This window comes from Kitasatospora sp. NPDC058046, from assembly GCF_042885595.1.
GTDB lineage: Bacteria > Actinomycetota > Actinomycetes > Streptomycetales > Streptomycetaceae > Kitasatospora.
In genome coordinates this window covers 98,590-123,570 of sequence record NZ_JBHVRS010000017.1, presented here as the reverse complement: position 1 = coordinate 123,570, position 24,981 = coordinate 98,590, and the positions used below count along the sequence as shown (strand labels likewise).

General features: G+C 71.8%; 21 protein-coding genes. 8 read left to right on the top strand and 13 right to left on the bottom strand.

All coding sequences use genetic code 11. From position 1 onward, the window contains the following. Positions 1-42 precede the first annotated feature (42 nt). The gene (locus tag ACFVU7_RS29745) at positions 43-1,377 is read right to left on the bottom strand and encodes a hypothetical protein (RefSeq protein WP_388048104.1); all 1,335 of its coding nucleotides are present in this window, start codon (positions 1,375-1,377) and stop codon (positions 43-45) included. Positions 1,378-2,174: 797 nt separating this feature from the next. Between ACFVU7_RS29745 and ACFVU7_RS29740 the strand changes: the two genes are divergently transcribed. The 4 genes from ACFVU7_RS29740 (at position 2,175) to hppD (ending at position 8,145) form a co-directional block, all read left to right on the top strand. Further along, a complete protein-coding gene (locus ACFVU7_RS29740; RefSeq protein WP_388048103.1) occupies positions 2,175-4,094 on the top strand; it encodes an amino acid adenylation domain-containing protein in 1,920 nt (639 codons plus the stop codon). After that, positions 4,091-6,082, top strand: a complete 1,992-nt coding sequence (locus ACFVU7_RS29735) for a hypothetical protein (RefSeq protein ID WP_388048102.1) — start codon at positions 4,091-4,093, stop codon at positions 6,080-6,082. The genes ACFVU7_RS29740 and ACFVU7_RS29735 overlap by 4 nt, the downstream gene beginning before the upstream one ends. Positions 6,083-6,145: 63 nt before the next feature. Then, a complete protein-coding gene (locus ACFVU7_RS29730) occupies positions 6,146-6,985 on the top strand; it encodes a phytanoyl-CoA dioxygenase family protein (protein WP_388048100.1) in 840 nt (279 codons plus the stop codon). Positions 6,986-7,080: 95 nt separating this feature from the next. Continuing rightward, positions 7,081-8,145, top strand: coding sequence for a 4-hydroxyphenylpyruvate dioxygenase (hppD, locus tag ACFVU7_RS29725; RefSeq protein WP_388048099.1), 1,065 nt, complete (start codon positions 7,081-7,083; stop codon positions 8,143-8,145). Between the two features lie 66 nt (positions 8,146-8,211). Here hppD and ACFVU7_RS29720 read toward each other — a convergent pair whose 3' ends face one another. The 3 genes from ACFVU7_RS29720 to ACFVU7_RS29710 all read right to left on the bottom strand — a co-directional run bounded on the left by ACFVU7_RS29720 (position 8,212) and on the right by ACFVU7_RS29710 (position 11,863). Then, complete coding sequence (locus ACFVU7_RS29720) at positions 8,212-8,970, bottom strand: endonuclease/exonuclease/phosphatase family protein (RefSeq protein ID WP_388048097.1); 759 nt, start codon at positions 8,968-8,970, stop codon at positions 8,212-8,214. A 336-nt stretch (positions 8,971-9,306) separates the two neighbouring features. Next, positions 9,307-10,821 carry a hypothetical protein gene (locus tag ACFVU7_RS29715; protein WP_388048095.1) on the bottom strand — a complete coding sequence of 505 codons (1,515 nt, stop codon included), beginning with the start codon at positions 10,819-10,821 and terminating at the stop codon, positions 9,307-9,309. A 292-nt stretch (positions 10,822-11,113) separates the two neighbouring features. Next, positions 11,114-11,863 carry a Stf0 family sulfotransferase gene (locus tag ACFVU7_RS29710; protein ID WP_388048093.1) on the bottom strand — a complete coding sequence of 250 codons (750 nt, stop codon included), beginning with the start codon at positions 11,861-11,863 and terminating at the stop codon, positions 11,114-11,116. Positions 11,864-11,953: 90 nt separating this feature from the next. On the opposite strand from ACFVU7_RS29710, the gene ACFVU7_RS29705 reads away from it, so the two are divergent. Together ACFVU7_RS29705 and ACFVU7_RS29700 are read left to right on the top strand one after the other, a co-directional pair. Beyond that, positions 11,954-12,961: a glycosyltransferase family 8 protein gene (locus ACFVU7_RS29705; protein ID WP_388048092.1), complete on the top strand. Its 1,008-nt coding sequence runs from the start codon at positions 11,954-11,956 to the stop codon at positions 12,959-12,961. A gap of 547 nt (positions 12,962-13,508) precedes the next feature. Continuing rightward, complete coding sequence (locus tag ACFVU7_RS29700) at positions 13,509-13,964, top strand: hypothetical protein (RefSeq protein WP_074005887.1); 456 nt, start codon at positions 13,509-13,511, stop codon at positions 13,962-13,964. Positions 13,965-13,994: 30 nt separating this feature from the next. On the opposite strand, the gene ACFVU7_RS29695 is transcribed toward ACFVU7_RS29700, so the two are convergent. The 5 genes from ACFVU7_RS29695 to ACFVU7_RS29675 form a co-directional block, all read right to left on the bottom strand. Beyond that, positions 13,995-14,255 carry a hypothetical protein gene (locus tag ACFVU7_RS29695; protein WP_143204718.1) on the bottom strand — a complete coding sequence of 87 codons (261 nt, stop codon included), beginning with the start codon at positions 14,253-14,255 and terminating at the stop codon, positions 13,995-13,997. A 106-nt stretch (positions 14,256-14,361) separates the two neighbouring features. Next, positions 14,362-16,404: a hypothetical protein gene (locus tag ACFVU7_RS29690; protein ID WP_388048091.1), complete on the bottom strand. Its 2,043-nt coding sequence runs from the start codon at positions 16,402-16,404 to the stop codon at positions 14,362-14,364. 4 nt (positions 16,405-16,408) lie between these two features. Then, complete coding sequence (locus ACFVU7_RS29685) at positions 16,409-17,842, bottom strand: TIR domain-containing protein (protein ID WP_388048090.1); 1,434 nt, start codon at positions 17,840-17,842, stop codon at positions 16,409-16,411. Further along, positions 17,839-18,429 carry a toll/interleukin-1 receptor domain-containing protein gene (locus ACFVU7_RS29680; protein ID WP_388048088.1) on the bottom strand — a complete coding sequence of 197 codons (591 nt, stop codon included), beginning with the start codon at positions 18,427-18,429 and terminating at the stop codon, positions 17,839-17,841. The genes ACFVU7_RS29685 and ACFVU7_RS29680 overlap by 4 nt, the downstream gene beginning before the upstream one ends. 395 nt (positions 18,430-18,824) lie before the next feature. Then, positions 18,825-19,385 carry a TetR/AcrR family transcriptional regulator gene (locus tag ACFVU7_RS29675; RefSeq protein WP_380743108.1) on the bottom strand — a complete coding sequence of 187 codons (561 nt, stop codon included), beginning with the start codon at positions 19,383-19,385 and terminating at the stop codon, positions 18,825-18,827. A 104-nt stretch (positions 19,386-19,489) separates the two neighbouring features. On the opposite strand from ACFVU7_RS29675, the gene ACFVU7_RS29670 reads away from it, so the two are divergent. Continuing rightward, positions 19,490-20,440, top strand: a complete 951-nt coding sequence (locus ACFVU7_RS29670) for an NmrA family NAD(P)-binding protein (RefSeq protein WP_388048086.1) — start codon at positions 19,490-19,492, stop codon at positions 20,438-20,440. Between the two features lie 10 nt (positions 20,441-20,450). Next, on the top strand, positions 20,451-20,849 hold the full coding sequence (locus tag ACFVU7_RS29665; protein ID WP_388048084.1) for a hypothetical protein: 399 nt from the start codon (positions 20,451-20,453) through the stop codon (positions 20,847-20,849). On the opposite strand, the gene ACFVU7_RS29660 is transcribed toward ACFVU7_RS29665, so the two are convergent. From ACFVU7_RS29660 to ACFVU7_RS29645, 4 genes are all read right to left on the bottom strand, one after another. After that, a complete protein-coding gene (locus tag ACFVU7_RS29660) occupies positions 20,850-21,005 on the bottom strand; it encodes a hypothetical protein (protein WP_380781248.1) in 156 nt (51 codons plus the stop codon). A gap of 177 nt (positions 21,006-21,182) precedes the next feature. After that, complete coding sequence (locus ACFVU7_RS29655; RefSeq protein WP_388048082.1) at positions 21,183-21,623, bottom strand: helix-turn-helix domain-containing protein; 441 nt, start codon at positions 21,621-21,623, stop codon at positions 21,183-21,185. Between the two features lie 164 nt (positions 21,624-21,787). Continuing rightward, positions 21,788-22,837, bottom strand: a complete 1,050-nt coding sequence (locus tag ACFVU7_RS29650; RefSeq protein ID WP_388048080.1) for a LacI family DNA-binding transcriptional regulator — start codon at positions 22,835-22,837, stop codon at positions 21,788-21,790. Positions 22,838-23,006: 169 nt separating this feature from the next. Continuing rightward, positions 23,007-24,959: a PIG-L family deacetylase gene (locus ACFVU7_RS29645; protein ID WP_388048078.1), complete on the bottom strand. Its 1,953-nt coding sequence runs from the start codon at positions 24,957-24,959 to the stop codon at positions 23,007-23,009. Between the last annotated feature and the right edge of the window lie 22 nt (positions 24,960-24,981).

Genomic DNA, 24,981 nt, shown 5'->3' with positions numbered 1-24,981 from the left:
CCGTCCCGCGGGTGAGGTCCGCGGCCCGGGCGGCGGGCGGCCTCAGTCGTCCGAGTAGGTGCCGAAGGAGGAAGCGGATTCCGGCCAGTTCTCCTTCTGCCACCGGCGCAGTTCGGGGTAGCTCGCGTGCGCGGGCACGACCAGCAGCCGCTCGTCGAACCACGCGGTCAGGGAGTCGCGGCGTTCGCGGAACTCCTCCCGGGTGCGGCCGCTCAGCACGACCTGGCCGACGGCCTCGGTGGTGCTCGCGAGCGCGTCCGCCATGCGGAAGCCGTAGGGGAGTTCGAGCCGCAGGTACTCGACCCCGGGCAGGGCGCGCACCTCGGCCGGGGTCGGGTAGCCGACCAGGACGCCGGGACGGTTGTTGAGGTAGGTGGAGCCGATCGTGTCGGGCCGCACCGAGGGCTCGATCCGGGGGTCGGTCCCGGCCGCGCAGCGCAGCCCGGCGAGCGCCAGGTCGACGCCGAACTTGGCTTCGACCAGCTCGGGTTGGAGCAGTCCGCCGGTCCGGGCCGCGCACTCGCCGAATACCAGCTTCCCGGTGTCCGGCTGGTGGAAGAGCTCCATGTGGAAGGTGCCGCGCCGCAGGCCGAGCGCGCGCAGGGCTGGTTCCACGACCGAGCGTGCGAGGTCGTAGGCGGAGGCGTCGGTGACGGGGTCGAACACCTCGACCTGGAGCGCCCGGTTGAAGTCCACCGTGCTCAGGCAGGGCTCGCCGTACGTGCTGACGCTGAGGAACCGCAGCTCTCCGTCGAAGACCACGCCGTCGGCGATCCACTCGTCGCCCGCAACGAACTCCTCCAGAACGAAGGTCCGTTGGGGCATGCCGGCGCGCCGGAGCTCGGCACACCGGGCGATCAGCCCGGCGCGGCCCTCGACGACCGAGGTGTTCCTGGTGCCGGCACCGGCGACCGGCTTGAGGACCGCCTTGTCGAAGTCCTCGACGCTCGCCGGATCCAGGTGGTGGACGTCCTCGATCAGGCGGGACCGGGTGACCTCGATGCCGGCCGCGGCGAGCGCCTCCTTCTGCAGCCACTTGTCCCGGAACCGCACGGCGGTGTCCGGGTCCACGGCGACCGGGGCGCCCAGGACCTCGCCCAGGGCCGCCACGGTGACCAGGGCGAACTCGTCCCCGGTGTGGACGCAGTCGAAGTCCCGGTCGGCGAGGCCGGCCCGGTGCAGCGCGAGCAGCACGCTCTCCACGCTGGAGGTGTCCTCGGCGAAGACGGTCTCGACCCCGTCCGGAATTCCGATGAACCCCCAGTCGCGCAGGCCGGGGCCGTACACCACGACGGGCTCGATTCCGTTGCGGAGCGCGGCCCGGATCAGGTACGGGTCCGCTCCGACGATCAGGGCCGAGGATCGGTTCTCAGACACGGGTCTCCTTTGGAACGGGGCGGGTCCAGCCCACGATGTTCGTGCATCGATTCAGTGGCAATGCCCCACCTGATGCCGCCGCTTCGGCGAATTCGCCAGGGCCTCGGGCGCGAATGACCGGGGGAATGCCTGCGGGGATGCGCGGAATGCGTCCCGTTCCACGTATCCGTCACGCTCCGACGGATACGCGAACCCCCCGGTCGGCTCCGGAACCATGGCGTCGTGGTTCTTGATCCATAGTCCATGACAAGCAGTTGATGTGCAATGGCACATTGCATCTCACGGTGACGGCGTCCCCGTTTGACCCGTTTTGGCCGTCTATTTTCACATCGGATCACAAGTGGAGTCGGATCCTCCAGCGCGCTCGACAGGGATTCCCTGGAGGGCATGTGACGGACCATCGGACAACCGGGCGTGTCTCCGGCGATCTGGGCAAGCGGGGTCGGATCGGACATAGCGCATGATTGCCGGTATTCCCCGGAAGAGGGTGGCGGGACCTCTTCCGATTGCTTAGGCTCCTGGAGGTTCCGGCACCTGCCCGGTGCGGCGGAAAACGGGATCCGACGGAATTCCCGGACGCGCCGCGGTCGGCCCTTTCCGTCTCCCCGGCCCGGCCGGAGCGAGGACACCTGACAATTCCGTCCCGGCCGACCCGGACCTTCACGGGAACCCGCGCGACCCGTCGGCCGCCGGGATTCCCGCCCACCCGCGCGGCGTCGGCGTCGGTCCCATCAACACGCATTACGCGGCGCCGTGTCCACCGACCCGGTCAGCGCACGAGAGGACGGAGTCAGCCAGTGATCCAGCGGAACAACGGACCGACCGGGGACGAGCCGGGGGCCACCGTGCACGCCCTGTTCGAACACCATGCGGAGCTCGCCCCGGACCGGACGGCCGTGGTCGCGGACGACGCGCAGCTGAGCTACCGCGAGCTGAACGCCCGCGCGAACCGGCTGGCCTGGCGGCTGCGCGAGGCGGGCGTCGGGCCCGACACGCTCGTGGGCATCTGCGTCGCACGCTCCGCGGCGATGATCGTCGGGCTGCTGGGCATCCTGAAGGCGGGCGGCGCGTACGTCCCGCTCGACGCCGGATACCCTGCCGAGCGGCTGGAGTTCATGCTGCGGGACACCGCCGCCCCGGTGCTGGTGACCCAGCGCCGGCTCGCCGACCGGCTCCCCGCGGGCCGGGCGGCCGTCGTCCTGCTCGACGAGGACCCGGCCCACCACCCCTCCGGGAACCCGCCCGCCGTCGGCCGGCCGGAGCTCGCCAACGTCATCTACACCTCCGGATCCACCGGAACACCCAAGGGCGTCCTGGTTCCGCACCGGAGCGTCGTCCACCTGGTGACCGATCAGGACTACGTGTCCATCGCGCCGGACGACCGGGTCGCCGCCCTCGCCACGCTGTCCTTCGACGCCTCCACCTTCGAGATCTGGGGTCCCCTGCTCAACGGCGCGACCTGCGTCGTCTACAGCTTCGGCGGCACCGACCTGACCGCCCTCTGCCGCCGGGTCCACCGGGACGCCGTCTCCGTCCTGCACCTGACCAGCCCCGTCTTCCGGCTGCTGGAGCCGGCGCACCTCGCCGACCTCTCCGGGGTGCACACCCTGCTGTTCGGCGGGGACTCCATCCGGGCCGAGGTGGCGGACCTCGCGCGGCAGGCCTTCGCGGGGCGGCTGATCCACCTGTACGGGCCGACCGAGACGACGGGCTTCGCGACCTACCAGGACGTCCGGACCATGGCACCGGACGCCACGATGATCCCGATCGGCACCCCGCTCGACCGGGTCCGGGTCCGGGTGCTCGGGCCGGAGGGAGAGGACGTTCCGGACGGGGAGAGCGGAGAGCTCCACATCGGCGGAGCCGGCATGACCCGCGGCTACCTCGGCCGAGCCGAACTCACCGCCGAACGCTTCGTCTCGGACCCCGACGACCGCGCCGGCTCCCCGCTCTACCGCACCGGTGACCTCGTCCGGCGCGGCCCGGACGGGGCGCTGCGCTTCCTGGGCCGGATCGACCGCCAGATCAAGGTGCGCGGCTACCGGATCGAACCGGGCGAGATCGAGGCCGCGCTCACCCGGCACCCCGGGGTGCACGACGCGGTCGTGGTGGCCCGGGACGACGGCGCGGGGGACAAGCGCCTCGACGCCTACGTCGTCCCCTCCTCCGGACCGGCCTCGGGACCTGCCTCCGGACCGGCCTCCGGACCTGTCGGCACCGCCGACGGCGCGGGACGCGACCGGGAACTGGTGGCCGACCTGCGCCGGCGGCTCTCGACGGAGCTGCCGCGGTACCAGCGCCCGGCCTCGATCACCGTGATACCGGCGATCCCGCTCACGACGAACCTCAAGGTGGACGCGGCGAAGCTGCCCGCCCCCGCCGAGGAGCGCGATGCCGCCCAGGGCTCCCCGACCGCCCCCCGTGACGAGCTGGAGTCGGCGCTCGCCGCGCTCTGGCGCGAGATGCTCGGACTCACCGAGGTCGGGATCGACGACGACTTCTTCACGCTCGGCGGCGACTCCGTCTCGGCGGTGCAGCTGGCCACCGCCGCGACCCGGCTGTCCGGCGTCCCGGTCACGGTGCGTGACGTCATCGGCTCCCCGACCATCCGCGGACTGTCCGCCCTGGCCGACGGATCCGCCGCCGTGCGGGCCAGCGGTGCGGCCGGCGCTCCGGCCGGTTCGCCGCGGCCGACTCCCGCCGGAGGCTTCGCATGAGCGGCCGGACCCCCGCCGACGCGCCCCTGACCAGGGCGCAGAAGTTCCAGTGGTTCCTGGAGAAGGGGCTGGCCGAAGGACTCCGGCCGCTCCCGGCGGGGACCGACGAGGCCGCCGCCCAGCGTCTGGTGCACGCGCTGGAGGACCGGTTCGAGATCCTCCGCACCTCCCTCGCCGTCGTCGGCGGAGAACTGCGGCAGCTGGTCCACCCGTCGGGCTCCCCGGTGCGGGTCGTCGACGTCGCACCGGACGGCACCGCCGAGCGGAGCCTGGCCGACCTGGTACGGGTGTTCACCGCGCACACCCACGGCAGGGTCGGCCGGTTCCTCGTGCAGTTCCACCTGCTCCGGTCCGAGGACCGGCGCTGGTTGGCGGTGGTCGCCGACAACGTGGCCGTGGACGCCGGGTTCCACGGCGTGGTGGACCAGCAGCTCACCGACCTGCTGCACGGACGACCGGACAGCCCGGACGCCGGTGTCCCGCACCGGCGACCCGGGATCCAGCCGGCCGAGCAGGCCCGGCGCGAGGCCGACCCCGACGAGGACACCGAACGCACCAGGGCGCTCGACTACCTGCGGCGGCACTTCTCCCACGCACCGGCACGGATGCACCCGCACCACCCTCCGGGCGAAGGGACGGCGGGCCGCTACTACCGGAGCACGCTCACCCTGCCCGGCGCGGACGGCCTCTTCGCCCGCGGCATGGCCCACACCGGGCTGCTGCCCTCGGCCGTCGTCCTCGCCGCCTTCGCCCAACTGCTCTGCCTGCGTGCCGACACCGACGCGTGCACCGTCAACGTGTCGCTCGACAACCGGCACAACGCCGACCTCCGCCGCGTGCTGTGCGCCACCGCGCAGCGCACCCCGGTGGCCCTCCGCGGGCAGGGCCGGAGCCTGCTGGAAGCGGCCGCCGAGGTCCAGCGGACCCTGGCCGAGGGGCACCCCGCCTACGGCCGGTACGACCCCTTCGACCTGATCCGCGAACGGGTCGAGGCCCAACACCGCCGAGGCGTCTGCCTCTCCACCGACCTTGCCTTCAACTTCATTCCGCCGCCCCAGGGTTGGCGGGAGCTGATCGAGGCCGAGCCCGGCTCGACGGGCCGGCCCGGCTCCACGGACGGGTCCGGCTCCACGGACGGGCCTGGCTCGACGGACGGGTCCGGTCCCACGGACCGGCCCGGCTCCCGGATCAGCTGGGCGAGCACCGCGGAGACCTCCTACGAGTACGGAGCCAGCCTGTCGGTCCGCTGGGCCGACCCGCACACCGTCCGGCTCTCCGTCCACGGCGATTCCACGGTCCTGGAACCCGAGCAGTGCGCGGCACTGCTGCGCGGCGTCGAGCTGGTCCTGACCCGGGCCGCGACGGGCCGGGACTGCTCGCCGGACGAGGTCGCGTCCGCCGTGGGACTGCTCCGGCTTCCCCGAGGCCCCCGCGAACGGCACTCCGGCGGGCGGTGGATCGACCTCCGCGCGATCGAGGACCTCCTGCTCGCCCTGCCCGGGGTCACGGCGGCCGGGGTGTCGCTCGAACCCGGCGGCGCGTCCGGCACCCCCCGGCTGACCGCCCGGGTCACCGCGGCCGACGGCAGCGCGCTCACCCCGTTCGACCTGCGGGAGGAACTGCTCCGAGCCGCGCACACGGGCGCGATCCCGGCGGTCCCCGACTGGTTCGGGATCGACGGCGCCGACGCCTCGGACGGGCGGGCACTCCCCGGCCGCCCCCCGGCCACGGCCGAGGACACCGCGCTGCTCACAGCCCTGAGCGGGACCGGGACCGGGCCCGGCCGGGCCCCGGACCTCGACCTCTGCTACCTGCGGGCGGGCGGCCGGCCGGAGCACTACCCGCGCTTCGCGGAGCTGCTCCGCCGGCTCGGCTACCACCCGCCCGGTTTCGCCCAGGTCAGCGGCATGGCCACCCTGCGCAGCCTGGCCCGGGAACTCCGTCCGTCCGGCCGGGCCGGAGGCCGGCCCGCGGCGCCGGCCGGCTGACCGGGCCCCCGGCGGACGCGACCGCGCCAACCGATCCGTGACCCACCGACCCTCGGAGCACCCATGACCAACGCAATGCCGGAGCCGGTCCTGTCCCAGGAGGAGGTCGATCGCTTCTGGCGGGACGGATACCTGCTGATCCGCGGCGTCCTGACCAGGCAGCAGGCCAGGCACCACGCCGGCCTGATCCTCGACCTGCTCCCGCGAGACCTGCGCGTCCCCGACCACTGGGAGGCGTACGACGGCCGGTTCAAGCCCTTCAACACCCCGGGGAACCAGACCTTCGACGGACCGGAGTTCATCCCGCTCTTCCAGAACGAGCGGCTCTACCGGGTGGCGGCCCAGCTCCTGGGGCACCCCGGACTGCTCGTCCGGGACGGCTCGGTGGCCATCACCATGCGCAACGACACGGCGCACCCCAGTGAGCTGAGCCAGGACCTGCACATCGACCCGGCGGTACCCGAGGACGCGGACGAGTTCCTGCTCACCCCCGAGGAGGTCGAGATCGGGGGCTGCTACTACTTCACGGACGTGGCCCCGGGCGGCGGCGGCATCCACGTCGTGCCCGGCGGCCACCGGATCGTCGAGGCCGAGTCCCGCGCCGTCCGCCGGGGGCGGCAGCTGCACGACAAGTGGCGCAACATCCCGGATCTCAAGAGCGTCGAAGTGACTGGGCAGGCAGGCGACTTCGTGCTGACCCACCATCTGATGCCGCACGCCGCCTCGCACAACCGGCGCCCCGAGGTCCGGGTCGCCCAGTTCGTCCGCTACGCGCGGGACGACCAGCCCTGGGACGCCGGCGAACGCCCCGGTGACCGCCCGGCCGGTCACTCCTACAACGACCTGCAGACCGCGGCGATGACCCCGCTGGGCCGCCGGCTGCTCGGCGTCGACCCCTGGTAGCGGGCCCTGGCGGTGGCCGGTCCAGCACCAGTGGACCGGTCACCGGCACCGGTACCGGCACGCCCGGCAGACCATCCCTCAAGGAGGCCACCACCATGACGACACACCCGGACGGCATACCGCTCGACCTGTCCGTCGACCACGTAGAGCTGTACGTGGAGGACCTCGACGCCAGCGCACGCCACTACGCCCGGGCCTACGGGTTCACCGTGTACGCCACGGCCGACCGGCCGGGCGAGGCGAGGTCCGTCGCCATCGGCCGGGAGCACATCCGGCTGGTCCTCACCCAGGCCCTGGCGGAGGACCACCCCGCCGCCGACTACGTCCGGCGGCACGGGGACGGCGTCGCCGACATCGCCCTGGCCGTACCCGACGTGGTCGCCGCCTTCGCCGCGACCGTCCGGCGCGGCGCCCGGCCACTGGCCGAACCCGAGGAGACGGACGGCGTGGTCACCGCGGCCGTCGCCGGCTTCGGCGACCTCCGGCACACCCTGGTCCAGCGCCGCGCGGGAACCGACCACCGGCCGCTGCCCGGTTTCACCCCGGCACCGCGGAGCGAGCCGGAAGCGGACACCGGCCTGCTGGCGGTCGACCACTTCGCGGTGTGCGTCGAGGCGGGCCTGCTCCGGCCCACCGTCGCGTTCTACGAGCAGGTCCTCGGCCTGCGCAACACCTTCACCGAGCGGATCGTCGTCGGCGCCCAGGCCATGGACTCCGAGGTGGTGCAGTCGGCGTCCGGCGGCCTCACGCTCACCATCATCGAGCCCGACACCAGCCGCGAACCCGGCCAGATCGACCACTTCATCAAGAACCACGGCGGCTCCGGCGTCCAGCACATCGCCTTCCGCACCGACGACGCCGTGCGGACCGTCCGGACGATGGCCGAGCAGGGGGTGGCGTTCCTGTCGACGCCGGGCCCCTACTACCGGATGCTCGCCGATCGGCTGCGGCTGACCCGGCACTCCGTACCCGCGCTCGCCGCCCTGGGCATCCTCGTCGACGAGGACCACGAGGGCCAGCTCTTCCAGGTCTTCACCCGGACGCTGCACCCTCGGCGGACCCTGTTCTTCGAGGTCATCGAGCGGGTCGGGGCCACGACCTTCGGCAGCGGCAACATCAAGGCACTGTACGAAGCGGTGGAAGCGGAACGGCACGGGTGACCGCCACCGCCTCCCGAGGGTCCGGGCCGGCCCGCCGCCCCGGCCCGGACCCTCGGGGGCCGGCGGTCAGCCGGAGACCACCAGCCGGGCCAGCACCGGCAGGTGGTCCGAGGCCACCGGCTCCTCGGTGACCAGGCCGACCCGCACCGGCGTCACCCCCCGGCCCGCGAAGACGTAGTCGATGCAGTCCCGCGGAGCATCGGCCGGGAACGTCGCCACCGGACCACCGTCGAGAACCGTCCAGGAATCGGTGAAAGCAGCCCGAAGCCTGGTTATCTCCGACGTCCCCGGGGCGGCGTTGAAATCGCCGAGCAAAATGGCCGGACCGGTTTCCCCGATCAACTCCACGACTTCTTCCGCCTGGCGGATCCGGTCGATTTCCGAGAACAGCTCCAGATGCGTGACGAAGACCTGCAGCGGAATTCCGCCGAGGTCGATCTCGACGTGCAGCAGGCCGCGCTGCTCCTCCCCGGGGGACCGGAAGAGGTGGGTGTTCCGCGCACGGGTGATCGGGTGCCGGGACAGCACCGCCGTACCGTACTGGCACCGCGGAGCCGCCGGCGCCGCCGGGTCCAGGTCGATGTTCGCCCCGTACGCCGGGTGGTAGCCGAGCGACCGCGCTAGCTCCGCCACCTGGTCGTTCCACTGGCTGCGCCCGTCGAAGTGCCGGTCCACCTCCTGGAGCCCGACGATCTCCGCACCGCTGCGCCGGATCACCCGGGCGATCCGTTCCAGATCGAGGACGCCGTCCGTTCCCTCCCCGTGGTGGATGTTGAACGACAGGACGTCGACGGTAGCTTCGGCGGAATCCAACCGGCTGTCCATGCGCACTCCTTTTCCACGGCGGACCGTTCCGCCGCTGCGTTGCCTGATCGGCCGGAGCCCATTGAATACGATCGCCGGCCGGTCCGGCAGAAATTCCCCTCCTGGCGAACGGGCGCCAGTATTGTCGAAATTCCCGCCGCCCCGCCGTAAAACGCCCCGAGGCGGCAGACGCGGAAAATCGGTGCGCCGGCCGACGTGGAGGTACGAACCCGCGGGCGCGGGGAGGACGACCTGGTGGCCGTCGCCGTTCTGCTCGGCGTCGGCTGACCCCGTGTCGGCGTACAGGAAAACTGCGCAGGCCGGTGCAGACCAACGTGCGCGCGGCGGATGGTGGGTTCAGCCTTCCCTTCGTGTGATGTCGAGGGCTCCGTCGTGTAGGGCGAAGCGGCGGGCCGCCTTGTCGTCAGCCGTGACGGAGGGCCGGCCGGCGCCTTGGAACGCCGCCGTCCGCAACTGGAAGCGGGCGGGGCTGGCGCCGCACATCGCGCGCAGCCGCCACGGGTCGTTCTCGGCGTTCCGCGGGTGCGGCGGCACGGCCAGGTGCACGAGGGCAGAGGCGTCGTGGTCTGCGCCGTAGCGTGTGTGTGCCGAGGTGTAGGAGGCCATCCGGAGTTCGACCTCTACCGGGCCGGGTACCGTCGCGAGGTTCGGAGTGGGCTGCTGCGATGTGCCGGTGATCGGGTGTGGTTGGTCCTGGTCGCGGAGGACGACGAGGAGATCCGGTCGGTGGACGGTCTCCGCCAGCTCGCTGGCGAACCACTTCGCGAGGGCTGGGCCGCCGCGTCCGACCCAGGTCTCGACCAGGTGGCGGAAGGCGGCTTCCCGTCGGTGGGGTAGGCGGTGAGCACCCGCGGCGAGGATTGCCTCGCCGGCTCCGGTGAAGGCTCGGTGGAAGTCGCGTACGGGGACCCGGTCCGCATGCCTGGGACTACGCACCATGCGGACGTGCAGCATGGCGTGGTGCAGAACGGTCGCTGCGGCCATGGCGTTGGCGCCCAGGTGCCCCTCCTGCGGGGAGGTGCCGCGAGCAGGTCGGGTGTCGCGGGGTGGTGTGGTCGCGTCGGCCTGGCGCCCGGCCGAGGACAGGTGCCAGCAGCGGTCGTCCGGGCAATGGTCGGCCGTCGCCGCGCAGAGTATCCCGCGGGCCCCCAGGGCGATTGACACGCCGTCCGCTCGCGCTCCAAGGACGGCGCCCCGGGCGTCATCGGAATCGAAGCGGACCTCGGTGATGTCGCGCAGCCATATATTCAGCGTCGCGCTCTCGGCCGGGGTGCCGTCGTCGACGGGGTAGGAACGGGTGACAGCCAGTTCGAGCTGGCCGACGAGACGGCTGCCGGCCCGCTCGATCCGCAGATGGCGGACCTCGGCCGATGAAAGGTCGTAGTCGGCGGCCAGGCTCTCCGCGGCGTGCGCCGTCAGCGACATCACCGGGGCCATCACCTGTCCCAGATGGTCACGGCCCGGCGTGGACGGCTTCCCCGATGTGAGGAGCCCGTCCAACGAGTGCCCGGCCGCCGCAGCCTGCTCGATCATCCAGGTGCGCCGATCCTCACCGAGGCCGGCCATCCATTCCAACGCTGCCAGAGACCGACGCTCGCGCCCGCCTCGCGTGCCGGCCGTCGCCGCCCGAAACAGCGGAAAGGTGTTGTTGTCCCACACGTCCGCCGCCATGTGGATCGTCTCCCGGTCGAAGCACCGGGCGTCCGCGGCAGCATCGGCGATCTGCACCAGCGACCGATCCAGCAGCGCCCCCAACACGGTGAGGGCAGAACCTCGTTGGCCGCGCGCCGCTCCGCACGGCCCACCCGTGCTCACACGGCGCTGCGGAGAGGAAGCATCAAAGTTCGCCATGCCGGGATCGTTGCACGAAACACGATCACATCGAACAGGGCCCTGAGCACGATCGTTCGTACCGAGCTCAGCACTTGAGCGTAGCGCCGACGGATGTACCAGGATGTGGTCATGCAGACTGGTGGGGGTGGCGGGGGCGATCTCGCGATGGATCTGTTGCGGGCGATGCGGCGTCGGGCCGGGCAGCGTCGTTTCGTACCGGACGGGCCAGTGCGGCGTGGGCCGTTGCGTCGGCCCTACGGCAGTGAGCCTCAGGTGCTGGCGGAGCTCATCGAGGTCGCGGAGGCAGCGGTCACGTTGAACCGTCCCGGCGGTACCGGGCCAGCCATTCCAAGCTCACATCGTTTCCCTGCCGGCGCGTGAGCGGCTCCACCGGCCGGCCGCCTCGTGCGACTCCCAGGCTGTCCAGGAGCCGGTCCACCACACCCTCCGGGTCCGCCAGCGCGTCCTCGTACGTCACCGTGATCGGCGTGATCCCGCTGTCGGAGAACCGGCGCGCCCACTCCTCGTTCTGCTCCCGGATCATGTGCTCCCAGTGCGCGATCTGGTCGCGACGGTAGGGAACGTCAGCACCCACGCCACGAACGTCGTCGGCATACCAGACGTCGGTCTCCAGTGCCCGGTACAGAGACACCGCTTGTGCCGCCGTGTCCAGCCGCCGGTTCCACACATATACCGGGCGGTCGAAGGCGCGCTCGATCACCTCGCGCCAGCTCGCTCCACTCGCGGACTGGTATCGCCGCAGCCCGGCGACGACCTCGTCCAGGTACGACCCCATGACGATCAGGCCCAACACGCCGTTGGCTGAAGTCCCGATCCGCATCAGCTTTCGTAGCTGGTCCGGCTGCGTCCGGTGCGCCGGACCGATCGGGATGTCCTCACCGTCCAGTTCGGTAACGTGGTTGTACAGGTACTCCTGCGGGTTGCCCGACAAGCCCGTGCTCTCCAGCAGACCGGCCAGCAGATGAGTCCCTGACCTCGGTGTGCTGCAGATGAGCAGGCATCTGCCCGCCGCCGGCGCCACGTCGCTCGTTCGCGCCACAGGTCGCACCCCCTCTTTGAGCGCCTTGACCGTCGCTCGACCCCCCCTTAGCGTAGTGGTTCCTGGGTCGCACACGTGGGGGGTCGGGGGATGCGCATAGCGATCGCGTTCGACGGTCAGTACGCATCGGCGGCACGCAACATGCTGTCGTCGCTGGCCCGTTGCCTCCCGCCGAAGAGCGGTGTGCGCATCTCGGCACTGATGACAGATGACTCGCCGAGTGCCGACGTCGTCGAGCACGCGATGTCCCGCGGGCTCGATCTGGAGGTCGTCCGTCTGCGCCGCGACCTGTCCGACCTGCCACTGCTGCGCTACCTGACCGGCGCGACGTACGCGCGCCTGTTCCTGCCAGAGCTGGTGCCGGACGACGTGGCGCTGTACATGGACGTGGACGTCGTGCTGATGCGAGACGTGACAGAGCTGTTCGCGACGGACCTCGGTGACAGACCCCTCGCGGCCGTGCGGGACATGTGGCGTCCCAACCTCCACGAGGCGCTGGCAGGCGGAAGCAACGGACGATTCGCGCCCGACGCGCCCTACTTCAATGCGGGGGTGATGCTGTGCAACCTCCGCCAGTGGCGTCGGGAGAGCTTGACCGAGCGGGCCCTCGACTGGCTCGCGAGCCAGGATCAGGTCCCGGTCTGTCTGGAGCAAGATGCGCTCAACGCGCTCACCCACGGGCGATGGATCGAGTTGGATCCGCGCTGGAACGTGTTCCCGATGACTGACTTCCGCGACATCCCGCCCGAGGCTTGGCCGCCGCGACTGGGCACGGAGTACCACGCGTACCGGGATCAGGAGCGACGCGCCTTCGTGCTCCACTTCATCGGCTCCCGCAAGCCATGGCGTCACCCGTACCCGGACACCGAGAACCTCAGGCGATATCGTCACTTCACCACGCCGACCGTCGAGGACCTGACGCCGAACCCTGTCACCTCGCCGTCTCGGCCGACCTCCCCGACCGTCCCGGAGACGCCGCCCCTGGCGCTTACCGGGGGAGGTGGGTCGGCGACATTGCCGGCGGCGGTGTTCGGCTACCCAAACCGGCGTGATCAGGACAAACGACCCGAGCGTCGCAAGAGGCCTCGCTTCGTCTGACCAAGAAGTACGCCTACGGCGACGTCCTCCACGTCGTTCTGGTCGGACGCTTGGCGGCGGAGCCGGAGGCGTTCCAGACGGCTCCGGGCTCCAGCCATCGCCATCGTCTTCTGTTCGCACGGTCCGCTCCACCACGCCCATGCGACGCACCCGCCGCGGCACAGCGCTCCTTGAAGCCTCAGCGAGCCGGTCAGGCAGAAGACGTGTCACCTAGCTTTCAGTACACCGTCCCGGGGAAGTGGCACGAAACCCGGAACGATCAAGGTGGCACGGAGCGCGGATCCAACGAAACGCACAGCTCGCGGACTCGCCATAGGACATCAGGACGCGGAACCCGCGGCCTGCTCCTTCCGCCACGGCCTGACCGCTGTGGTCCACAGCCTCGGGATGGGCCGCAACGAGATCGGCATGCGTCTGCTCTCCGCGGAGAGCCGCCGCGTCCCGCTGTGCCTGCCGCGATTTTCGGCGACTTGTCCGTCTGGGCGTCGTCGTCTCCTGGGTGCTAGATTCGAACGCGTTCAAAGAGGGTGCTGTGCAAGGGGGAAACATGGCCGCGGTGCCGGTGAGTGCCCGGTGGCTGTCCGGGGTCGGGGCGGTCGCGTTCCTGTTGCCGGCGTGGAGCATCCACCGGGGGTATGGCCCGGGCGGGCTGGTTCTGTACGTCTTCGGCCTGGGCTGCGCGGTGGTGTGCGCCGTGCCGCCGTTCTTCTCCGACGAGAAGCGGCTGCGCGTCGCGTGCACGGCCGGCGGCGCGGTGGTCACCGTGGTGTCCGCGCCGTTCGTGTTCGTGGGCGCCCTGTTCGCGAGGTTCCTCTACTACGGCACCCTGTACCTGGCCTTCCTCGCGCTCCCCGTCACCGCGGTGGCCGGCCTGGTCGCCGGGTTCCAGCGCGCCAAGGGGCGGGACCGCGGCCGTGGGCCGGCCCGCTTCGCCTGGGCGTGCGCGGCGCTCACGCTGACCGGCTGGCTGGCCGTCAGCGCCTGGATCCTGACGCTGCGCTGATCGTCAGGCCCCTCGACCTCCTGGACGGCATCATCCGCGAGTGATGTGCCGTCCCTGCGGGCCGCGTTGCAGGCCGTCCGCGGCGGCCCGCGCCAACCGCTGCGACATCGGATCGCGACGCCAGCCGTTCCGACGTCGGCGGGCTCGGACGCCGAGGTCGTAGGCCACGGAGCCGAGGGCGAGGACGACGAGCGGCCGCACGAGCGGGGAGTCGGGCGGAACGGTGCCGGACAGCAGGGCGCCGCTGACCGGGCCGGTGCCGGCCATGGCGGTGCCTGCCGGCGCGCGCACCGGCAGGCACGACCATGGCCGGGGAGCAGCCGGCCGTCGGGCTCATCGGGTCACCGCGGCGGCGGGGGCGTGGGGGAGGACGGGCACCGGCGCCGTGTCGGGCTCCTTACCGCCCGGCTTCCCCGCTCTCCGCCTCGGGTAGCGAGGGCCGCTCCGCGCCCTCGATCCCGGGCCCCCTGCGCAGGGTGCGCATCCGGTCCATCAGCCCGTCGAGACGAGTGATCGGCAGCGTTTCGAGGAACGCCGAGAGGTCGCCCCCGCTGACGATCTGCGGAACGGGCGCCTGGGAGATCTCCCTGAGCATCTTGAGCACCATGACGTTCTCCAGGCCGAGGACCTGGATCTCGGCCTCCAGCTCCAGCTTCACGCGCCGCCTCTCCGCTTCCACCCGCACCTTGTCGATCGCGTCCTCGCGTTCCGCGTTCTCCAGTTGCAGCGCGAGCTTCTCGCTCTCCATCTCCTCGTCGGCCGTCCGCTTGAGCATCTCGTTGAGCCTCTCGTCCTCGGCCCGGAAAACGCCCAGGTGGGTGCCCTTGGACTCCACTCCCCAGTCCCGGAGTTCGTTCTCCACGAGGGTGGCGAGTTCGAGCCGGGTGTCCCGGTAGTTCTTCACGAACTCCAGCACGGTCGACGCGGTGGCGATCTGGTTGAAGTACGTGGTGACGATGGCGCCCAGGACGCGTTGTACGAAGCGCTGGACGGGCATCCGGTTGTAGTCGAGGCCGCCGATGTCCGAGATCTGGGCTCCGCCGTTCCGCCTGACCAGTCCGGGAGCGGACTGGGCGGGAATCCGGATGAGCTGCTTCACGTCCACGAACAGCCGGTAGCCCTGCACGGTGGCCGTGATCCTCCCCAGATGCACGTCGTAGTTCTGTTGCTCCGCGGGCGTCTTCTCGTCCCATTCCAGGGCGAGGAGGTGCGTCGGGATCAGCATGACGCGGATGAAGTACGGGTTGAGCGCGGAGACCGTTCCCCCGCTCAGGGTTTCCTCCTGCACCCCCCGGCGGCCGCCGTTCTGCAGGAACACCCATGGCAGGCGGAACCCCTGATGGCCCGGTACCGGTGGTCCCGCCTGGTCGTCCTCTCCCGGATCCGCGCCGTCGAGCGTGATCACCACGCCGGTCTGGTCGGCGGGAATGGCGATCTGCTTCAAGTGCCGTGCTTCCAGCGGTCCGCCGCGCGCCTCCACGTTGTGCGTGGTGATGACGTCGAACAGGGCCGGGTTGATGTCGTAGTAGGCACCGCCCTGGAGGATGGCGAGCTGCTTGCCCTGCTGACCGCCGCCGGTGAGGAACCGTGCGCCGTCCTGGAAGTCGTCGCACTCCACGTGCGGACCGAAGAGCGCCCCGGGCGGTCGGTTCCCGCCGGCCCTCGCGTCGACCAGGCCGATGGTGCCCGCCGGAACGTGGACCCGGTCCACCAGCGTCACCCGGAACAGCTCCGTGTTGATGGAGTAGGTCTGTCCGCCGGCCAGCACGCCGATCTGTGTGCCCTGTTCCCCGCCGTTCAGCAGGAACCTCACGCCGTCCTGGAAGTCGTCGCAGGGCACCGGCAGCGCCAGCGCCCGGTTCCCCGGCCGCGTCCGGCCCGCCTTCGCCCTGACCAGGCCGATCTTGCCCTCCGGCACCCGCGTCCGGGGGACGACCTGGACCTCGTAGACGAACGGTGTCATCCAGTGGCGCCCGGGCAGGAGCGTGCGGGCGAGCACCCCGTGGGTGGCGTGCGGGGTGACCTGCGGGAAATCCGGATGAGTCCGGCCGTTCAGGCGCCGTACGATGCCGATGTGGCCGGGGGGCACGTAGCGGAGACTGAGCCGGCCGACGGCACCGGAGATCGCCAGGAGGAGTAGGAGAACGACGATGACCGTGAATTGCATGAGCCACACCTCTGTAGCGGTGATGTAGACCAGGAGAAAGAGCGGGACACAGCCCCGGGCGGGAGCGGGCGTCTCTTTCCCGTGCTTCTTCCCGCTCTTCTGATCGGGCGGGTCCGTTTTCCGGGTGACGCGGGGGGAGAGGGCCAGGACGCCGAAGACGTTCACCGACGCGTGGACGTAGAGCGCCAGTCGAGCGCAGACGGCCAGCGAGCACAGCGCGGCCAGGGATCCGACCAGGTAGATCGCCAGATCCACCCGGTCCGTCCACTTCACCGGCTCACCTCCTGTCCCCCCTGCGCAGATGCACGGCCAGAACCGTGGAAGTCCACTCGTCGTACCAGTGGTTGAACGGCTCGTTCTGCGGATTGCGCAGCGTCGGGTAGTACGCGCCGCGGGGGCCGGGCCCCGCCCGCTCCGTCAGCTCGTGGTAGAAGCGCGGCACCAGCGCGTCGGCGGAGCTCCGCCAGCCGCAGGCCACCGACAGCGCGAGGAAGTCCGCGTGCCGGTTGCCGCGCACCGCGGCCCGGGCCGCCTGGGCGCTCCAGCCCTGCCGTCCGTGCGTGTGGTCGGCCCATATGCCGTCGACACGGGCCAGGACCTCGACGGGGATCCGGCGCGCGTGGCGGGTGCCCAGCCAGCCCTCGTCGAGACGGCCGGCCGCCTCCAGCACGATGGCGGTGGTCTGGAGATCCGCGTGCGCGAAGTTGTGCTCGGCGAGACAGCCGTCGAGGCGTCCGAGGGAGACGGCCTCCGGCACCCGCACCGTCTGCGCCGCGGGTCGCTGGAGCGGAGCCGGGAACAGGGAGGACATCTCGTCCGGCGTGCTGCCGTTCCGGGAGGCGGTGTCGATGTCCCGCAGCCGGAGGAGCTCCTCCGGGCTCAGCAGCCGGCCGTCCCGGGCGTCGGCGTACCAGGTGTGGGCCAGAAGGTAGTTGCGCTGCCCGTCGAGCAGGACCGGGAAGAAGGGGCGCTGGTGGTGCATCGCCTCCAGGATCATGTCCGTGATGTCGTCGGAGTTCTGGGACTGCGGTGACATCAACACGATCACGGCCGTCGCGAAGTCCAACTGCTGGCGCCTCACCCAGACGTGCGAGTCCCCGGCCCTCAGGTCCGCGACCGACCAGACCCGCAGTCCGGCTCCTCTCGCCTGGTCGGCGAGCGCGTGGGCGTACGCCGTGTCGGCCTTGTCGTAGCAGAGGACGACGGCGGGCTCGTCGGGAGGCACGAGGGGCCGGGGAGGTGAAGGCTGGGCCGACGCGATGTTCTCCGCGTGTCCCGGTGCGACGGATCCGCCGGGACCGGGCCGGACGCTCTCACCGCGGATGGCGGCGACGAGTTCGTCGACCTTCCGCTCGTAGTCGGCGGCGTCCGGGGTCCTGAAGTCGCGCCAGACCCGGCTCGCGGCCAGGGGCGGGAGAGGGGCGTCCCCGATCAGCAGCGGAATGAGCCGCAGCCGCCGCCGCGCTCCGGCCGTGACCAGGGCCGCGTACTCCTCGCGGGCCCAGGACGAGGCGCGTGAGGCCGGGCTGATGACGACCAGGGCACATCCGGCGTCCTCGATCGCCGCCTCGGCGTGGTGCACGCTCACGTCACCGGGCAGCACGTCCCACTCGTCGAAGAGGACGGTCAGGTCGCTCCGCCCGAGACGGGCTGCCAGTACCCTCGCCCAGTCGGCGTCCTCCCTGGCGTAGCAGAGGAACACCTGGGTCATAAGGCTTCGCCCCGCGGCCGTACCGCCCGAACCAGCGCGGCGAGGCTCACGTCGTAGGGCTCGCTGCCGGGATTCCGCAGGTCCGCGGGCCGGCGGATCCTGGCGAAGGGCGGCAGTTCCACGTCATCCACGAGCACGGGGATGAACCGCCGTCCACCGGTGTGCACGCGCTGGAGCAGCACCGCGTACTCGTCGCGGATCGCGGCGTCGTTCATCGTCGCGCTGCTGAAGAGCAGGAGCCCGTTGGCCGTGACGCGCAGGGCCGCTTCCTTCTCCAGGCTCTCCACCAGCCCCGGGCCGATCCACTCGGCCAGGAAGACCCGCAGCCCCTCGGCACGCAGTCCGGTGGCAAGGGTCTGCGCCGCCTCGGTGTCCGCCGAGGCGTAGGAGACGAACGCGTCGTACGTGTCGCCGAGTTCGGTGGCGGCATCGGCGGCGGGCTCCAGCGCGGGTGGGGTGTCCCGGGGACGCCGTAGCCGTGACAGCCGCTCACGCACATCGACTCCGGTCGAGAGCGCCGTGGCCCCGGCCGTGAGCAAGGCACCGACCGCGCCGGCGACAGCGATCCCAACTTCCCATGACCCCATACCCGGAGGGTAATCCCTGCCCCCAAGAGCCGCCGGTGCTTTTGAGGTATCACCGGGTTTCTTCGGGGTGCCACGATCCGGTGATGGCCCGAGAGGCCGTGACGGACGAGGCCCCGGGCTATCGACCGGGATGTCCGACGCCTCAATCACGCTGCTCGGAAGCCTCGTTGGCCGTCTGCCCGGCCGCGCCCGACCCGCCCACGCGCTCGTGGAGCGGGTCACCGTGCTCGTCGTTGCCCGTGAGGGCGGCGACCGGCGTCGCAAGTTCCGCCCGTCTCAGTACCCGATCGTGGCGGGAGAGGTCTTCGGGAGGGTGGTGCCGGTGCCCTGAACCGGCCTCCCCGGCGTCACCCCGGCCGTCGTCCGGCCGGTGCGGCACTACGGGCCCGCCCGTCTCATCCTCGGGGACTGATCCCCCGTACAGCCAGGGCGAGGAGCCGGTGCGCCTCGGCGGCGGGGGTCGGGTGGTGTTCGGTGGCGAGGGCCAGGCCCGTCACCAGCGCTACCAGATCGGCGGTGGTCACCTCCGGTGCCACCGCGCCGGCGCGGGCGGCCCGGTGCAGCAGGGGGTCGACGGCGCTTCCCAGGCGTGCCGAGCAGGCGTCGACGTGGTTCCCGCCGCCGGTGCCGGCCGGGAGCAGTGCGTCGGCCATGCCCCGGGCGGAGGCCGCGTAGGTCGTGAGCGCGCCCAGCCAGTCCAGGAGCGCGGTCCTGGGATCGTCGGCGTCGGCGAGGTCCGCGGCGCGGGAGCACAGCGCGTCGACCCTCCGGCTGAAGACCGCTTCCAGCAGGGACCGGCGGTCGGGGAAGTGGCGGCGCACCGTGGCCGAGCCGACGCCGGCGATGCGCGCGATCTGTTCGAGGGAGGCGTCGGCGCCGTGGGCGGCGACCTCCGCCTCGGCCACGGCGAGGATCCGCGCGCGGTTGCGTCGGGCGTCCGCGCGTTGGGCTGTCATGGCGTCGTCTCCGTACTTGCTAAGTGGCGGGGCCCTCCGTATCGTACTCGAGCAGAAACGGCGGGCCCCGCCGTTTTCTCTCCGGTGCCGTGTGAGGAGCTCTTATGAGCGCACAGTCCGCCCCCGTCCTGGTCGTCGGTGCCACCGGTCAGCAGGGCGGCGCCACCGCTCGCGCCCTGCTGAAAGCGGGCGTCGCCGTGCGCGCGCTGGTCCGCGACCCGGCGACGGCCCGGGCCCGGGCCGTCGCGGCGCTCGGCGCCGAACTGGTCACCGGCGACCTCGACGACCCCGCCTCGCTGGCCCGGGCCGCCGCAGGAGCGCGCGCCGTCTTCTCCGTCCAGATGCCCGACATGGACGGCCGGGGCTTCGAGGGCGAGGTCGCGCAGGCCGTCAACCTCATCGAGGGCGCGCGGGCCGCCGGGGTGGCGCAGTTCGTCCACACCTCCGTCTCCGGCGCGGGGCGGCACGCCGACTGGCCCACCGGCCGGTGGGCCTGGCTGCAGCCCTACTACGCCGCGAAGGCCGGGATCCAGGACCGGGTCCGTGAGGCGGGCTTCGCGCGGTGGACCCTCCTCAAGCCCGGCTTCTTCATGGAGAACTTCCACCCCTCCGCCGCGATCATGTTCCCCCGCGGACTCGACGGCGGGCTGGTGAGCCTGCTGAAGCCCGCGACCCGGCTGTCCCTGATCGCCGTCGACGACATCGGTACCGCCGCCGCGGCGGCCATCGCCGCACCGGAGCGCTTCGACAGGGTCGAACTCGAACTCGCGGGCGACGTCCTGACCATGGCGGACATCGCCACCGTGCTGTCCCGCGTCCTCGGCACCGTGCTCACCGCCCCCGACATGACCGAGGCACAGGCCGGCGCCGCCGGAATGCCCGCCATGGGCCTCGCCCAGGCATCGATCAACGACCTCCCCCAGCCCGCCCGCCCCGAGTACGCGCGGGAACTGGGACTGCCCCTCACCACCTTCGACACCTGGGCACGAGAGCACCTCTGCGAAGGCCGGGGCGCCGCCGAGGCCGGCGTGACGGGATCAGTCCAGTCGCGTTGAGGGGGGTTCTGTGGTGCTGAGCCCCGATGAGTGGGTGCTGCTGGAAGCCGTCGCTGCCGAGAGTTCGGGCCGGCTGACCGGAGAGCCGCCCCAGGCGCGCCGGACCGCGGAGCACGGGACCGTGCGCCGGCTCGTCGGAGCGAAGGTGTGCGAGTTCGCGAGCGCCGAACTGCTCGACGGTCTCACTGCCGGCGGAGCCCGTCCGGCGTGGGCGGTGCGGGTCGCCGACCTGGGGCAGGAGCCGCTGCGCTACCGGATCCTGCGGGACCGTCCAGCCGAGCAGCCTGTCGTACCGGTGGCGGCCGACTGCGTACCGGACACCACGATCAGCGTGCGTGCCTTCGGCCTGCCCCTTCTCGGTGACGCGCGTACCCTCGACGGCCTGAGAAAGAATCGGGTGGTCGGGTGATCACTCGTTCTTGAGGTCGTCGGCGAGGCGGCGGGCTGCTTCGGTCTCGATGGAGCCGCGTGATTCGATCTCCTCGCCGCCGCCCGCGTCGCGTGCCGAGGCGAGCCCGACCGAGGCGCGGGATCCTGGCCCGCGGCCGCCTGGGGTTGACGCCACCGCCCGGATCGGCAGGGGGTCGGCTTGGCCGCGGACGGCGTCAACTATCCCCTCGCCCGGCCGAGTCGCCGGTGGCACGTCCCCAACCGGACGGCGCCGGTGGGGCGGGCGTACGCGTTCGGCGTCCTCGTGGCGGAGGTGTGGCCGCCGGCGCCTGCCCGCCGCACGTGACGGCCGTCAACCGGCCCGGCGCACGGGTCGGGGCCCGGTCGGGCGGGGTTGCGGACAGCGTCGGCGGCGCCTGCAGCACGGGCCGCTCTCGCCGGTCGCGGTCATCGGCAGGACCATCACGACCACCGCGGACGGCTGTTCGTCCACCTCCCCGGCGGCCGGCGTCTCGCGACGGCTCCCGTCCGGCTGATCGGGCCCGCTGCCGGGAACGGCGCGCGCGGCACGGAGAAACCATTCCAGTCGCGAGGCCCTCAGGCCGAGCGCCGCCGCGAGCTGTTGGACGGAGCGGCGCTGTGGTCGGAGCACCCGGCCCCGCTCGATGTCGCTGATCGTTCTCACACTGACCCGGGAACGCCGGGCGAGTTCCTCATGCGTGAATCCCACTTCACGACGAAGCGCCCTCAGTATGCCCCCGAATGCCGAATCCCCTTGTTGTGCCTTCGACATGTCACCCCCCCAGAATCTTGGCGCGTGGGAGCGCTCCCACGCCCATCGGGAGCGTAGCAGCACCTTATGCCCAGGTCAGCCGTGACACTCGGCCGTGGCTCATACCGGAACAACGGGACGTGACGGCCTTTCAGTTCGAGGCCGTTCGAGGCAGTCCGAGGCCTTCAGGCCGAGGCGCGGACCGTCAGTTCGGTCGGCAGGATCACCTGACGACGCGGCCGCCCGGGGTCGGCGATCTCCTCGAGCAGCAGCTGGACCATCAACCGCCCCATCGCCTCGGTCGGTTGGCGAACACTGGTGAGGGGCGGCTCGGTGCTACGGGCGATGACGGAGTCGTCGAAGCCGACGACGGCCACGTCTCCCGGCACGTGCCGCCCGGCCTCGCGCAGCGCCCGGAACGCGCCCACGGCCATCAGGTCGGAGGCGCAGAACACGGCATCGAGGGTGGGCATTTCGGCCAGGAGCTCGCACATCGCCGCGTAGCCGCCCGCCTCGGTGAAGTCGCCGTGGGCGACGAGCGCGTCCTCCGGAGCGAGGCCGGCCTCGGTGAGCGCCTCCCGGTACCCCGCCAGGCGTGCCCCGGCCGCCTCCATAGTGAGCGGCCCCGTGATGGTGGCCACTCTGGTGCGGCCGCGTCCGAGCAGGTGCCGGACGGCCGCCCGGGCCCCGCCGGCGTTGTCGGCGTGGACGTAGCTCAGCGATTCGCGCTCGGACCGGCGGCCGCCCAGTACGGCCGGCATCCCGAGCTGTTCGAGCAGGTCGGGCAACAGGTCGTCCTGGCGCACCGAGACCAGGAGTACCCCGTCGACCCGGCGCGCGGTGAGGTAGCGCGTCAGACGTTCGCGCTCGTCCTCGTTGCGGACCAGGGTCAGCAGCAACTGAAGGTCTGTTGAAGCGAGTTCGTCGGAGATCCCGGCGATGACGTCCGCGAAGTACGGCTCCGACCTCAGCCGCGCCAGGCTCTCCGGGACGACCAGGGCGACGACGTCGGTGCGCGAGGTCACCAGGGACCGTGCCGCCTGGTTGGGTACGTAGCCGAGCTCGGCGACGGCGTGCTCCACGGCCTCCCTAGCCCGGGCGCTCACCTTGGGCGAACCGTTGATGACCCGGGACACCGTTCCCCGGCTGACTCCCGCGCGGGCGGCCACGTCCTCCACCGTCGGTCGCGCGGCAGGCCGGGCGCCACCGGGGCCCGGCCTGTCAGTTCGGGGCATGATCACACTCCGGTGTGGCTCACTCTCGGGAGCGGCCATCCTACACGGCGTGAGAGCGCTCCCATCGACGCTTCCACGGGTGCTCCCGCGGGCCCTCCCACCGGCGCTTCCACGCGCCCGGCCCGTCGCCCGGTCGGGAGGGTCTCCGACCGGCCGACGGGACCGGCGGTCACAGGGGCATGCCCTGCCAGCCGCCGAGGTTGGTGGGCGTCGTGCCCGTGCGGAAGTAGACGCGGCCGTCCGTGCCGATGGCGAACACGTACAGGACACCGCCGCCGTCGACGATCGCGGTCGGGTAGTCGAGGACGGTGCCGCCGAGGTCCTGCCAGGCGCCGTAGCCGGCGTTCGGCGCGGTCTGGGCGGTGGTGCTCACACCGCCGCCGCCGTTGCGCTCGAACAGGACGACCCGCCCGCCGAGGTTGGCCATCGCCGGCTCGCCCACGCCCTTGTGGCCGCCGAGGTTGGTCGGGGACTGGCTCCACGGTCCGCCGGGCCGGGTCTGGTAACTGACGAGCATCGCGCCGGTTTCGGCCTCGCGGTAGGCGAGTTCGATGCGGCCGTCCTGGTCGAGCGCGGCCTTGGGCGGGCTGGCCGGCCGGGAGTTCGGGATCGGGCCCGGGCCGTTGATGGCGTCGTTCGGAGCGGTCTGCCACCAGTTGACGACCCCGTCGCGGGTGCTGGCGAAGACCTCGATCCTCCCGGCGCCGTTGCGGATCGCGGTGACCGGGTCCTGGATGTCGGTGCCGTGCAGGTCGTCCCAGGTGGTCGTCCAGGCGCCGTTCGGGCTGGTCTGCCGGATCGCGCTGAGGCCGCCGCCGCCGTTCTTGACGAAGAGCTCCAGTCGGCCGTCCTGGGAGGCGACCACCGCGGGCACGCCGACCTGGCCCGCGTTGACGAGCCCGGCGTTGGGGTTGCCGAGGTCGGCCCAGCTGTCCCGCCACACGCCGTTGGGCGTGGTCTGCGGGACGGAGACGATGTGGTGGTCGGTGAGGCGGCGGGCGAAGACCTCCATCCGGCCGTCCGCGTTGGTGCCGACGGCGATGCCCGGGGCCAGCCGCCCGCCCGGGTCGGCGAACCGTGCCGGGCCGCCCCAACTGCCGTCACCCTGGCGCCAGTACGTGTAGAGGGAGCCCGCCCGGACGACGAAGACCTGCGGCCGGCCGTCCTGGTTCAGCCCGGCCCAGGAGGTGCCGCGCGACCAGCGGTAGTACATCCGGGAGAACCAGGCGGTTTCGTAGTTCCCCGAGTGGTCGTGGCTGGCGTACTCGGAAACGAACACGCCCTTGGTGCCGACCGTCGCCGGGTCGAGGTTCACCGGGCAGTCGCTGATGTTGTAGTCCCGGTAGTTCACCTGGATCAGCGAGCCGCCGTACTGGCTCGCCGCCATGCCCGCGAACTTCGCGGCGGAGATGTGGTCCGAGTGGTCGTCCTTGTAGCGGGTGTCCGGGAGTTCGTCCTGGGCCCGGAGCACGGTCGGCTGGTACGTCACCATGATCTGCCGCAGCACCTCGACGACGTCCGCCGCCGTGTAGGTCGACGGCCCGGACAGCGGGCTGCCCTTCGGGACGACCGTGGTGTCGGTGCCGCCGTTCAGCACGTTGGCGAGCCCGGCGTCGTGCAGGTTGAGGAAGATCAGGTGCACCGGCCGGTCCTTGAGCATGTACCGCTCGACCTGCTTGCCCGCGACCGTCCACGCCTCGACCGTCCAGTGCCCGATCTCGTCGGTCGCCGGGTCGTTGTCGCCGACCCCGGTCATCCGGGAGTAGGCGTTGACGGCGCCCATCTGGCGGTTCCAGGTGCGCAGCGGGTCGCCGGCGGGGTCCCAGCAGCCGCCCGCGCACGGGTCACCGGTGATGTTCCCGGCGGTGACGAACACCGTGACGGACGGCGTGCCGTCGGCGAGGGCGTTGGACAGGTCCGGGTTCATGAACAGGATGTCGTCGTCCTCGTGGGCGACGACCTGCATGAACAGCGGCCCGGAGCCGGCGGCCATACGTGCGGCCGTACCCGCACCCGTACCCGTGGCCGCGGAGGCTCGGGTCGCGGTCCCCTTGGCCAGGACGGGTGCGGCGAGGGCGGTCAGCGCGAGGGAGGTGAGGAGTTGCCGTCGTCCGATTGCCATGTGATGTCCCCTCATTCGAGAT

What these genes read in the sequence shown, in the direction of transcription:
- ACFVU7_RS29735 (WP_388048102.1), top strand. Translation starts at nt 4,091, where the DNA reads ATGAGCGGCCGGACCCCCGCCGACGCGCCCCTGACCAGGGCGCAGAAG.
- ACFVU7_RS29730 (WP_388048100.1), top strand. Translation starts at nt 6,146, where the DNA reads ATGACCAACGCAATGCCGGAGCCGGTCCTGTCCCAGGAGGAGGTCGAT.
- hppD (WP_388048099.1), top strand. Translation starts at nt 7,081, where the DNA reads ATGACGACACACCCGGACGGCATACCGCTCGACCTGTCCGTCGACCAC.
- ACFVU7_RS29720 (WP_388048097.1), bottom strand. Translation starts at nt 8,970, where the DNA reads ATGGACAGCCGGTTGGATTCCGCCGAAGCTACCGTCGACGTCCTGTCG.
- ACFVU7_RS29715 (WP_388048095.1), bottom strand. Translation starts at nt 10,821, where the DNA reads ATGGCGAACTTTGATGCTTCCTCTCCGCAGCGCCGTGTGAGCACGGGT.
- ACFVU7_RS29705 (WP_388048092.1), top strand. Translation starts at nt 11,954, where the DNA reads ATGCGCATAGCGATCGCGTTCGACGGTCAGTACGCATCGGCGGCACGC.
- ACFVU7_RS29700 (WP_074005887.1), top strand. Translation starts at nt 13,509, where the DNA reads ATGGCCGCGGTGCCGGTGAGTGCCCGGTGGCTGTCCGGGGTCGGGGCG.
- ACFVU7_RS29685 (WP_388048090.1), bottom strand. Translation starts at nt 17,842, where the DNA reads ATGACCCAGGTGTTCCTCTGCTACGCCAGGGAGGACGCCGACTGGGCG.
- ACFVU7_RS29680 (WP_388048088.1), bottom strand. Translation starts at nt 18,429, where the DNA reads ATGGGGTCATGGGAAGTTGGGATCGCTGTCGCCGGCGCGGTCGGTGCC.
- ACFVU7_RS29675 (WP_380743108.1), bottom strand. Translation starts at nt 19,385, where the DNA reads ATGACAGCCCAACGCGCGGACGCCCGACGCAACCGCGCGCGGATCCTC.
- ACFVU7_RS29670 (WP_388048086.1), top strand. Translation starts at nt 19,490, where the DNA reads ATGAGCGCACAGTCCGCCCCCGTCCTGGTCGTCGGTGCCACCGGTCAG.
- ACFVU7_RS29655 (WP_388048082.1), bottom strand. Translation starts at nt 21,623, where the DNA reads ATGTCGAAGGCACAACAAGGGGATTCGGCATTCGGGGGCATACTGAGG.
- ACFVU7_RS29650 (WP_388048080.1), bottom strand. Translation starts at nt 22,837, where the DNA reads ATGCCCCGAACTGACAGGCCGGGCCCCGGTGGCGCCCGGCCTGCCGCG.
- ACFVU7_RS29645 (WP_388048078.1), bottom strand. Translation starts at nt 24,959, where the DNA reads ATGGCAATCGGACGACGGCAACTCCTCACCTCCCTCGCGCTGACCGCC.